This is a genomic window from Sporosarcina sp. ZBG7A (genome assembly GCF_000813425.1).
Lineage (GTDB): Bacteria > Bacillota > Bacilli > Bacillales_A > Planococcaceae > Sporosarcina.
This window is the reverse complement of the sequence record NZ_JWIB01000037.1, coordinates 32,857-44,171: the sequence shown is the minus strand read 5'-3', so window position 1 is coordinate 44,171 and position 11,315 is coordinate 32,857. Positions and strand designations below refer to the sequence as shown.

Annotated in this window: 9 protein-coding genes; 4 read left to right on the top strand and 5 right to left on the bottom strand. The window is 42.2% G+C overall.

The genetic code is table 11. The features are described from left to right. Positions 1 to 48 precede the first annotated feature (48 nt). Entirely contained in the window at positions 49 to 1,767 is a 1,719-nt protein-coding gene (gene acsA, locus RL70_RS13560) for an acetate--CoA ligase (RefSeq protein ID WP_039043935.1), read from the bottom strand. A 177-nt stretch (positions 1,768 to 1,944) separates the two neighbouring features. Between acsA and RL70_RS13555 the strand changes: the two genes are divergently transcribed. From RL70_RS13555 to RL70_RS13545, 3 genes are read left to right on the top strand one after another with little or no spacing between them, the layout of a single operon-like run. Next, positions 1,945 to 2,577, top strand: coding sequence for a GNAT family N-acetyltransferase (locus tag RL70_RS13555; RefSeq protein ID WP_039043934.1), 633 nt, complete (start codon positions 1,945 to 1,947; stop codon positions 2,575 to 2,577). 15 nt (positions 2,578 to 2,592) lie between these two features. After that, entirely contained in the window at positions 2,593 to 3,243 is a 651-nt protein-coding gene (locus RL70_RS13550; protein ID WP_039043933.1) for an acetoin utilization AcuB family protein, read from the top strand. Further along, entirely contained in the window at positions 3,240 to 4,406 is a 1,167-nt protein-coding gene (locus tag RL70_RS13545) for an acetoin utilization protein AcuC (protein ID WP_039043932.1), read from the top strand. Before RL70_RS13550 ends, RL70_RS13545 begins: the two co-directional genes overlap by 4 nt. Before the next feature lie 90 nt (positions 4,407 to 4,496). Here RL70_RS13545 and ccpA read toward each other — a convergent pair whose 3' ends face one another. Beyond that, positions 4,497 to 5,501 (bottom strand): catabolite control protein A, encoded by a 1,005-nt coding sequence (gene ccpA, locus RL70_RS13540; RefSeq protein ID WP_039043931.1) that lies wholly within the window; start codon positions 5,499 to 5,501, stop codon positions 4,497 to 4,499. Between the two features lie 82 nt (positions 5,502 to 5,583). Further along, positions 5,584 to 6,666, bottom strand: a complete 1,083-nt coding sequence (locus RL70_RS13535; protein WP_039043930.1) for a bifunctional 3-deoxy-7-phosphoheptulonate synthase/chorismate mutase — start codon at positions 6,664 to 6,666, stop codon at positions 5,584 to 5,586. 161 nt (positions 6,667 to 6,827) lie between these two features. On the opposite strand from RL70_RS13535, the gene RL70_RS13530 reads away from it, so the two are divergent. After that, positions 6,828 to 8,960 carry a cell division protein FtsA gene (locus RL70_RS13530; protein WP_039043929.1) on the top strand — a complete coding sequence of 711 codons (2,133 nt, stop codon included), beginning with the start codon at positions 6,828 to 6,830 and terminating at the stop codon, positions 8,958 to 8,960. Positions 8,961 to 8,999: 39 nt separating this feature from the next. On the opposite strand, the gene RL70_RS17380 is transcribed toward RL70_RS13530, so the two are convergent. Continuing rightward, a complete protein-coding gene (locus tag RL70_RS17380) occupies positions 9,000 to 9,701 on the bottom strand; it encodes a YtxH domain-containing protein (RefSeq protein WP_052245977.1) in 702 nt (233 codons plus the stop codon). Positions 9,702 to 9,992: 291 nt separating this feature from the next. Then, positions 9,993 to 11,306, bottom strand: a complete 1,314-nt coding sequence (murC, locus tag RL70_RS13520; RefSeq protein WP_039043928.1) for a UDP-N-acetylmuramate--L-alanine ligase — start codon at positions 11,304 to 11,306, stop codon at positions 9,993 to 9,995. Between the last annotated feature and the right edge of the window lie 9 nt (positions 11,307 to 11,315).

Here is an 11,315-nt window from a genome sequence, read left to right as displayed (position 1 = left end):
GGCTGGACAGTCCCCAATGCGGGTCACTGTCCAGCCTTCTTTTCTTTTTTAGTCTTCCATTGTCGACAGATCGCCCGTCGGTAAATCGAGTTCCCATGCTTTTAGCACACGTCTCATGATTTTACCGCTTCGTGTCTTCGGAAGTTTGTCCTTGAACTCAATTTCTCTAGGAGCTGCATGACCAGCAAGCTCTTTTTTTACAAACTGTCGTATCTCTTCTTTCAATTCATCCGTCGGTTCGTATCCATCATGTAAAGCGATGAACGCCTTAATGATTTCACCACGGACTGGATCAGGTTTTCCGATGACACCAGCTTCTACAATCGCTGGATGTTCAATTAATTTACTTTCAATTTCAAATGGACCAACGCGCTCTCCACTCGTCATGATGACATCATCTACACGACCTTGGAAGAAGAAATAACCGTCCTCGTCCATATAGGCAGAATCCCCTGATACGTACCATTCTCCATTCAAGAAGTAGGAATCGTACTTTTCCGGGTTATTCCAAACGGCTCTCATCATCGATGGCCATCCTTTTTTCAACGCTAGGTTCCCCATTCGATTTGGTGGTAATACATTCCCTTGGTCATCGACAATGGCTGCTTCAATTCCCGGAACCGGCTTCCCCATCGAACCCGGCTTCAGTGGAAGTGAGCCAAAGTTACAAATCATCTGGGCACCTGTTTCTGTCATCCACCACGTATCATGAATTCGCATGTTGAATGTCTCCATTCCCCAACGAACAACTTCAGGGTTTAACGGCTCACCAACTGACAAGATGTGACGGAGCGAAGAGAGATCATGCCCTTCCATAGCAGCGCTTCCTGCTCCCATCAGCATACGGAACGCAGTCGGTGCGCTGTACCAGACAGATACACCAAATTCTTCAATAGCACCATACCAGCTATCAGTTGAGAAACGTCCACCGACAATCAGATTTGTTGTTCCCGCCAATAACGGGCCAAAAATTCCATAAGCTGTGCCTGTTACCCAACCTGGATCAGCAGTACACCAAAATACGTCGTCTTCACGAAGATCCAGTACCCATTTTGAAGTTTGAAGTTGTTGAATCATCGCTTCCTGTACATGGAGAACACCTTTAGGTTTACCTGTAGAACCTGATGTATAGTGCAACAATGTAGGTGATTCACGTTCTAACCATTCCACATCAAAATCTTTGGATGCTTTCTCAAAATGTTTACTGAAACTGATTATTTTTCCTTCTTCTGTTACATCGTCCCCCACGACGAAGACAGTTTCAAGATTTGGCAAACGGTCAACAGGAATACGGTCAACCAGTTCTGGTGTTGTCACTATTGCTTTCGCATCGCTGTCATCCAATCGATCATATACCGCACCTTCCATGAACGCTTCGAATAGCGGTCCTACTATTGCACCGATTTTCAAAGCACCTAAGAGAGCAAAGTATAATTCTGGGGAACGCGGCATGAAGACAAAGATTCGGTCCCCTTTTTCTAAAGTTGAACAGTTTTTCAATACATTTGCAGCTTTGTTCGAATTTTTCTTCAAGTCTCCAAATGTATAAGTTTCGTTGCGTGAACCGTCTTTATAGTAGAGCGCAACCTTGTTTTTGCGGAATGAATCGGCATGTCGATCTACCGCTTCGTGCGCAATATTCACTTTTCCCGTTTCATACCAGCTAAAGGCTTTTTCAGCTTCTTTCCAGTCGAAAGTAGCCGCCAATTTGTCATAGTCTTGCATTTGATAATCAGACTGTTGAGCCGGAATTGTTTTTAAAACCATAACAGAACCCCCTTAAATATGTACCAACACTATTATTCTACCTGAATCCCTCTTGAATTAGCAAACAAATAATATTTTTCCGACAGTTCTTCATTTTGTAAGAAATTTCATCAAAACGCTCATAGCTTTCATGTATACTGTAAGCAGATGGATTATCAGCATAAGGCGGTGAAGTGGTTGGAACATGTTAAAACCTATAATGCGTTAGAATTGAAGCATAAAAATGGAGATCTTATTATTGAAGGACCTATTCGGACGTCTGATCTTGAAAGTTATGCTTTCCATGAAGGATTAGTGGCATTTAGAGCACCTGCACAGCAACACAAAGCACTCATCGGCATTTCAAAATTGCCTGAAGGGAGAATTATTGTTGCTAGAGAACGAGACCAAATCGTAGGGTACGTCACTTATTTATATCCCGACCCACTTGAACGATGGTCTGAGGGCAATATTGAAAACTTGATTGAATTAGGTGCGATTGAGGTCATTGCAAAATATCGGGGAGGCGGTGTCGGTAAGGCGCTACTGGAAGTCTCCATGATGGATGATGCGATGGAAGATTATATTGTCATTACAACCGAATACTATTGGCATTGGGACTTGAAAGAGACAAAGCTGAATGTATGGGAATATCGAAAAGTAATGGAAAAAATGATGCAACATGGAGGACTCGAGTATTTCGCAACGGACGATCCTGAAATTTGTTCGCATCCCGCTAATTGTTTAATGGCCAGAATAGGTAAACGCATCAAGCAAGAGGATGTCCAACGATTTGATAGCTTACGATTTAAAAACAGATTTCTGTACTAAGAAAGAAGGGATACTATGTTAATAGAAGAAATCATGAAAACTGAAGTCATTACATTAACACCCGATCATACGGTAAAAGAAGCTGCAGATTTAATGAGAACTCACCATATCCGACATCTCCCAATCGTGATTCAGGACAATCAACTCGTTGGTATCGTCACCGATCGCAACCTAAAAGAAATCTTACCTTACGGAGATCAGCAGACAGAGAATATTGCTTCTGTTTATGACATGCCACTTTCTGAATGCATGGTAAAGAAGCCGATTACAGGACACCCCATGGATTTCGTGGAGGAATCTGCTTTAGTGTTTTATCATAATCAGATTGGTTGTCTGCCCATCGTTTCCAATCAGCAGCTCATCGGAATTATTACAGAAACTGATTTATTGTATAAATACATTGAACTGACGGGGGCACATCAGCCTGGTTCGCAAATTGAAGTTCGTGTGCCTAATATTCCCGGAATTCTACATGAAGTGACTAAAGTGTTCAATGAATTTCAAACAAACGTTCAGAGTGTCCTAGTCTATCCAGACAAAGAAAATGAGGCTAATAAAATTCTAGTGATCCGTATCAAGACGATGAATCCCATTCCGATTATTGAAGGACTTAAAGGACGTGGATTTGACGTTCTTTGGCCGAACTTCCCTGGGACAGAAGTATGAAAAAGGACGCTGTATTCATTTTTTCGGAAGATCAGCTAGGATACTCATTTTCTGACACACATCCATTTAATCAAAAGAGAATTGTGTTAACACTGGATTTACTGAAAAAAACGCATGCGATTACGGATGAAGATATCATCGCACCACGTATAGCAACAGATGAAGAGTTATTGTTAGTCCATGAACCTAAGTTTGTCGAGATGGTAAAAAAGGCAGGAAAAGGTGAAGTGGGTCCTGAAATCGGTAATGTGTATGGGATAGGTACAGAGGATACACCAATTTTCCCGAATATGCATGAAGCAAGCGCCATGCTTGTAGGCGGTACACTGACAGCTGTCGATGAAGTGATGAATAACCGCGCCTGTTATGCGTTAAATCTTGGCGGCGGACTCCATCACGGATTCCAAGGGAAAGCTTCGGGATTTTGTGTCTACAATGATAGCTCTGTCGCCATTCGTTATTTACAGAAAAATTATGACGCACGAGTCCTTTATATCGATACAGATGCTCATCATGGCGATGGGGTCCAATGGACTTTCTACGATGACCCTGATGTATGTACCTTGTCCATCCACGAAACAGGACGTTATCTATTCCCCGGCACTGGGCACGTAACAGAACGCGGGAACGGTAAAGGCTACGGGACATCGTTCAACTTCCCCATCGATGCTTTCACAGAAGACGACTCTTTTCTAGAAGTCTATGAAACCGCTTTCCGCGAAGTTGTGGAATGGTTCAAACCAGACGTAATTCTGACTCAAAATGGTGCCGATGCTCACTTTTTTGACCCGTTAACACATTTGTATGGCACTATGGAGATTTATAAAGAAATTCCAAGGATCGCCCGTGAACTTGCAGATGAGTATTGCGAAGGACGATGGATCGCTGTAGGTGGTGGTGGTTATGATATATGGAGGGTCGTTCCTCGTGCTTGGTCACATATCTGGTATACGATGAAGAAACTCCCTGCACCGACTGGACCTCTCCCAGAAGAATGGCTTAGCCGTTGGCAACCAGAGTCCCCTGTTCCATTCATTGAAACATGGGAAGATCCAAATCCGTTATACAAACCGATTCCACGAAAAGCGGAAATTGAAGAAAAGAATGCACAAGTCATGGATCGTTCACTACACTACATACGAAGTGAGCAACAACCAAGGTAGTTTGGATAATTATTCGATTTATAAAGCACAAAAAAGCAGAGAGCTTACGCATCTCTGCTTTTTGCATTTGAAATTTAATTGTATTGAGGATTATTTGCCTCTTACAGAATCTCGATACTCCAATTGGTATGGAAGAATCACTTGTTGCTGATTAACTTCTTCTCCGTTCATCAACTTGGTTAAGAGCCTCATCGATACGGCTCCTAAATCATATAACGGCACTCGGATTGCCGTTAACTGAGGACGGACCGCACGAGCAAGAATCGAGTGTTGGAAACAAATCAGCTCCAAATCATCGGGAACGGTAAGACCTGCATCTCTTATTCCATTCAATAACCCGACAGCAATTTCATCATTGCCCGCGAATATAGCTGTAGGTGGTTCAGGCAGCTTTTTTAAACGGTTCCATACTTCATATGCATCATCGTATGTATTGTCCGTTTCCACGATATATCCATCAGGAATGGATAATCCTGCTTCTGACATCGCGTCTTCATAGCCTGTCTTTTTAGAAAGCCGATTGATATCCCTACTGAATGGTCCTGAAATGAATGCAATGTGCTTGTGATCGTTTTCGATCAACTCTTTCACTGCTGAATATGCTGCTTCTTTGTTTTCAATATTGACAGTCGGAAATTCTAGTTCGGAATCCAATGTTCCTGCCAACACAATGGGAATGTTTGCAGACTTCATTTCCTTACGAACATCATCTGAGATTGAATCGCTCATGAAAATTAGTCCATCCACTTGCTTCCCAAGATGATCTTCAATTAATTCCATTTCTCGAAGAGGACGTTTGTCTGAATTGGACAAGATGATGTTGTACTCATACATCGTCGCAACATCTGCAATCCCTCTAGAAAGTTCTGCGTAATAACTTTTGGAAATATCCGGCACGATCACACCTATTGTTGTCGTTTTTCTGCTGGCGAGGCCGCGTGCTACGGCATTGGGCCGATAGCCGAGCCGTTCAATGCATGCTGTTACCTTCTTACGCGTTGCTGGTTTCACGTTGGGGTTACCGTTGACCACCCGTGATACAGTAGCCATTGAGACGTTCGCTTCTCGAGCCACGTCATAAATTGTTACCGCCATACTGACCTCCCCTTTCTCTGTCTTTTTTTCTTTCTTTCCTAGTATACCAAAACGCCGGAGCAATGTAAGCTCCGGCGGGAAATTATACGATTTGATGTGTATTCATGAAACGTTGCATCTCTTCGTAAAATTCGTCAAATTGTTCGATGTTCATTTGTTGTGCCGAATCAGACAAAGCAACTGCTGGGTCTGGATGTACCTCAGCCATGACGCCATCTGCACCTACAGCAATCGCTGCTTTAGCAGTTGGAATCAGAAGATCCTTTCTACCTGTTGAGTGTGTAACGTCAACAAATACAGGAAGGTGGGTTTCTTGCTTTAAAATTGGAACAGCAGAAATATCTAGTGTATTTCGAGTGGCACGCTCATACGTCCGAATGCCTCGCTCACAAAGCATGATCTGCGTATTCCCTTTTGACATGATGTATTCTGCCGCGTGAATGAATTCATCGATCGTTGCAGCCAAGCCACGTTTTAACAACACTGGTTTGTTTGCTTTACCTGCTTCTTTTAGAAGCTCGAAGTTTTGCATATTACGCGCACCAATTTGAATGACATCTATATAGTCTAGCGCCTCTTCTAAGTGAGATGGTGTAATAATCTCTGTCACTATGGACAAGCCAGTCTCATCAGAAACACGCTTTAAAATCTTTAATCCTTCCAGTCCTAACCCTTGGAAGTCATAAGGTGATGTACGTGGCTTATATGCACCGCCTCGCATCATCGTCAGTCCTTTTGCCTTAATGGACTGGGCAACTGCCAACACTTGTTCATACGACTCAACTGCACATGGTCCGAAAACAAATGAAGGTGTTCCATCTCCTATTTTTTCGCCATTAATGTCGACGATTGTGTCCTCAGCTTTTCGTTTACGTGAAACAAGTAGTGCCTTCTTTTGTTCGTCTTCTTGAATTTCAAGCGCGGACATGAAAATTCCTTTAAACACTTGTTCAAGAATACCATTTGGAATGGGTCCCTTGTTCGCGTCTTTCAAGAAATCTAACATTTCTCTCTCTCGAACCGGATCAAAACGATTTACACCTTGTTTTTCTTTTACCTTACCGATTTCTTGCACTACAGCCGTACGATCGTTAATGAGTTCTAAAATCTTCACATTCAGTTCAGTTACCTGAGACCGAAGCTCTTCCAAATTATTTTGGCGCATAATCATTCTCCTCCCCATTCATAGCATTCCCTTTTCGCATCGGAGAATGTATGGTACATTTTATAATAATAGACCTAGTATAATGAACCTCAGTTGAAAAGTCACGCTATTTCGCTAAATCGTCATATATAATATATTGTAAAGACTTAGGAGGTACTAATGTGACGCCTTTATTTGCACTGGATATTGGAACACGTTCCGTTGTCGGAATTATATTGGAAGAAGTCAATTCAAGGTATCACGTAGTCGATCTTGAAGTAATCGAGCACAAAGAGCGCTCCATGTTAGATGGACAAATACATAACATCGTCAGTGTAGCTTCAGTGATTGGGGAAATGAAAACCTTACTTGAAGAACGCCACGGCCCTTTGAAGAAAGTAAGCGTAGCAGCTGCTGGACGAGCGTTAAAAACTGCCACTGGAAAAATGTCAGTGGACATCACAGAACACGCTTTGATCAATACAGAAGATATTAATCGTTTAGAACTCGGTGCAGTCCAAAAAGCCCAACAGGAGTTGCTATCTTCTGACTCTATTACTTCAGAGAACCCGTATTATTGTGTTGGTTACTCTGTACTTCACTACTTATTGGATGATGAAGAGATAGGGAGTCTTATAGACCAAACTGGCCGTTCTGCCAGTGTTGAAGTCATCTCCACTTTCTTGCCTCGGGTCGTTGTGGAGTCCCTGTTATCTGCACTTAAAAGAGCCGATCTTGAAATGGAAGCTCTCACCCTTGAGCCAATCGCTGCAATCAATGTCCTCATTCCACAATCGATGAGACGTTTAAATGTAGCTTTGGTGGATATTGGTGCCGGGACTTCAGATATTGCACTAACAAATAATAATACGGTTTCTGCCTTCGGTATGGTCCCTATCGCTGGCGATGAAATAACTGAAGCACTGAGTTCCAGCTATTTATTGGACTTCCCAGAAGCAGAACGCGTCAAACGAGCCCTTAACGGAGAAGAATCCGTTGTCTTCAAGGATATTCTGGGCTTTGAACAACAATTTCCTGCTCATGAAGTTGTGGAGACAATTTACTCATCCATTGCCCGCCTTGCAGACTCCATTGCAAGTGAGATTTTGCGTCTTAATAACACTTCTCCTCAAGCTGTCATGCTTGTTGGTGGCGGTAGTTTAACCCCTGCGTTAACGAGTAAACTCAGCGCTGCTCTGGAACTTCCTTTGCAACGGGTTGCTGTTCGTGGTCTCGATGCGCTGTCAGAGGTTACACTAGCCGAACATATCAGTTCTTCACCAGCGCTCGTTACACCAATTGGAATTGCAATTGCGGCCAAACGCGCACCAATACATTATATGTCCGTGACGGTGAATGAGAAAACTATCCGGCTCTTTGAACTGAAAGAAATGACTGTCGGAGATGCTCTCTTAGCAGCTGGTATTAAAGCCAAACATTTATATGGTAAACCAGGTCTCGCTTTACGATTTTCACTTAACGGTCAAGAAATCACGTTACCCGGAAGCCACGGTACTCCTTCTGCAATTTATAAAAATGGAGAAACAGTCAGTACGAAAGATCCAATTCGGAATGGAGATTCCATTCAACTCATATTAGGTGAAGATGGACGTTCAGCACAAGCTGTGATTGCAGATGTGACGGAACTGGATTCAGATTCTATTTCCGTGACCATCAACGAGCGTCGAGTTGTCTTGAAAACCGAAGTGATCGTGAATAACGAGCGCCAGGATATACAAACTACAATTCAAGATCGAGATGATATCAAAGTTCACCAAGCCAAGACATTACGAGATGCCTTTGCCGTACTGAATTCAGATAGTAGCAATCAGAGTTCACTACAGTCAGTTATTCTTAATGGAAAACGGGTTCATCTTAAACCCAAACCTATCGTCTACTCCCGGAACGGACTGCCGATTTCACTAACTTCACAGTTGGAGGATGGAGATCACATTACTAGTGAGCAAAATTCACTTACGACCGTTGCTGATGTTGCCAATGAATTAGGTGTTCAATTGACAGAGCAGCTAACCGTTTCATTCAACAGTATGCAAGTAACTATTACAAAACCTCGCTTCTTGGTCACGGTGAATAATAAATCCGTTGAACCCACTGCACAAGTTACAGAAGAAGACCAGTTGAAGGTTACACCTTTAACTGGACAGCCAATTACATTTAGTGATGTTTTCGCGTTTGTCGATTATCAGCTCCCAACCGGTTCAGCAACATCTTATAAACTACTGCGCAACCAACAGCCAATCCAATTTTACGATCAACTGTTCGGAGGAGACGAATTAGAAATTTTGATTACTTAAAAATAGCCATTCAGCCCAAAGGCTGAATGGCTATTTTAGTCAATTACTTTTAGGCTTTTCGTTAGAAACTGCATTTTGATTGATATTCTTATCTTTTCCGATGTTTTCTGAATTGTCATAGGCTACATCACTATTTTTAGTAGTCTGATTGCTAGCTTCTTTTTTCTCTTCAGACTTTTTGGAAGCACCTTTGTCCTCTTTGTTAACAATAGGCTCTTCACCTTCAGATGAAGCAGTACCATCATCCATTGGGGCAGTCTTTTTTGAAGTCATCGATTTTACTTTTCCAGTTTGGTCCTGGACATTTTTCTTAAGGTCTTCAGACTTTTCCTTTGCCACTGCAGAAATCTGTGTCGCTTTTTCTTTAGCAGTACTAGACAGATCAGCTGCCTTATCTTTGGCAGTTGCAGTTAGGTCAACTGCTTTATCTTTGGCTGTAGAGCTTAACTCAATACTCTTGTTTTTAAATTGTACGGCTTGAGTTGAAAAATCATCGCGCATTTCTTTACCTGTTTTCGGTGCTAGGAAAAGTGCTGCTGCGGCTCCTATGACTCCCCCTACTAGTGCTCCTACTAAAAAGCTTCCAGATCCAGAACTATCCTCTTCATAGAAACTGTCTGTATCCGTAGGGAAATAATTATAGTTCATCGGTAATTGAGATGGCTCTCCGTAAGAGTTTTCATACATATCATTCGAGGTAAATTCGTTAGTTTGGTTTGGTTTGTTATAGTTTTCGCTCATGCGATCTCCTCCTTAAAATGGTGTTCAGGTGTTGGTCTGTAATCCCTTGGCTTTTTTCGTCTGTCGATACGGTTGGTAACTTCGCTGAACACTAACTTTCAACGACTATCCGCTATGTACAACAGATGGAAGCAGTTCACTCCTCCCTGTCCACGTTCTTATGAGTACTTTTACCCTGTCACTCTACAGGCTAAACTTTGACCATCTTTCCACTTTCGACAACGAGTGATTATTTCCTTTAAAATAAATCAAGATTTCATCAAAAAAAAGAAAACAGCCTGATTAATTCAATCAGACTGTTTTCTGTTCAGCGATATGTTGCTGATAGGCGCTCAAATACTTTTGTACGTCCCCTGCCCCCATGAACAAAAAGACAGCATCTTCATGTCCATCAAGCGCTTCAATAGCATCTAGTGTTAAATGTGCGGAACCAGGAATTTTCTCGGCAAGATCATTCACCGTCAACGTACCTGATTTTTCACGAGCGGATCCAAATATATCACACAGATAAACTTGGTCAGCTTCAGAAAGGCTTTCTGCAAATTCATCCATTAGTGCCGCAGTTCTTGAAAATGTATGCGGTTGGAAAACCGCGACGATTTCACGCTCAGGATACTTCTGTCTTGCAGACTGAAGAGTTGCGCGGATTTCAGTTGGATGATGTGCATAATCATCGATTAGAATTGCACCATCAGATTGAACTTCAGTGAACCTCCGCTTTACCCCGTTAAAACTCTTAAGACGTTCTGCGACAACGGTTGGTTCCAATCCTTCATACTGACAAAGCGCAATAACTGCCAATGCGTTTTTAATCGCATGGTCGCCAGGCATCGGAATTGTAAACGAATGATAAAATTCGTTACGAACAAATACATCAAAAGAAGTACCTTCAGCGCTTTTTACGATATTAGAAGCACTAAAATCATTTCCTTCGCCAAGACCATAAAGTACGACTGGTACATTTGCTTGAATCGCTAAACAGTTCGGGTCATCCCCACATGCGATAATCGCTTTTTTAACATTCAAAGCCATATCACCAAATGCATTCAATACATCTTCCATGTCTTTAAAATAGTCAGGGTGATCGAAATCGATATTCGTGATAATTGCGTAATCAGGTTCGTACGCTAGGAAATGCCGCTTGTATTCGCATGACTCAAATACAAAAAAGTCACTGTCCTGAACTCCTTTTCCTGTACCATCTCCAATTAAGTATGAAATTGGTGCAAAGCCAGTAAGGACATGAGCAAGAAGACCCGTCGTCGATGTTTTTCCATGGGTACCTGTAATTGCTACAGAAACGGATTGTTTCATGTATTCCGCCAAAAAGTCATGATAGCGAATTACGTCCAGTCCTAGTTCTTTAGCTTTCACTAATTCTGGATGTGTATCCGGAAACGCATTACCTGCAATTATTGTAAGTCCTTCAGTAATGTTGTCTTCACTGAAAGGAAGTACGGTTATAGAACGTTCATGAAGTGGTTCCTCGGTGAAAAAGTGCTTTTCCACATCTGACCCTTGAACTTCGTTTGATGAATCGTGAAGGATTTGAGCGAGTGAACTCATTCCTGATCCTTTAATACCTGTAAAGTGAAATTTCGTCATTGTGCAACC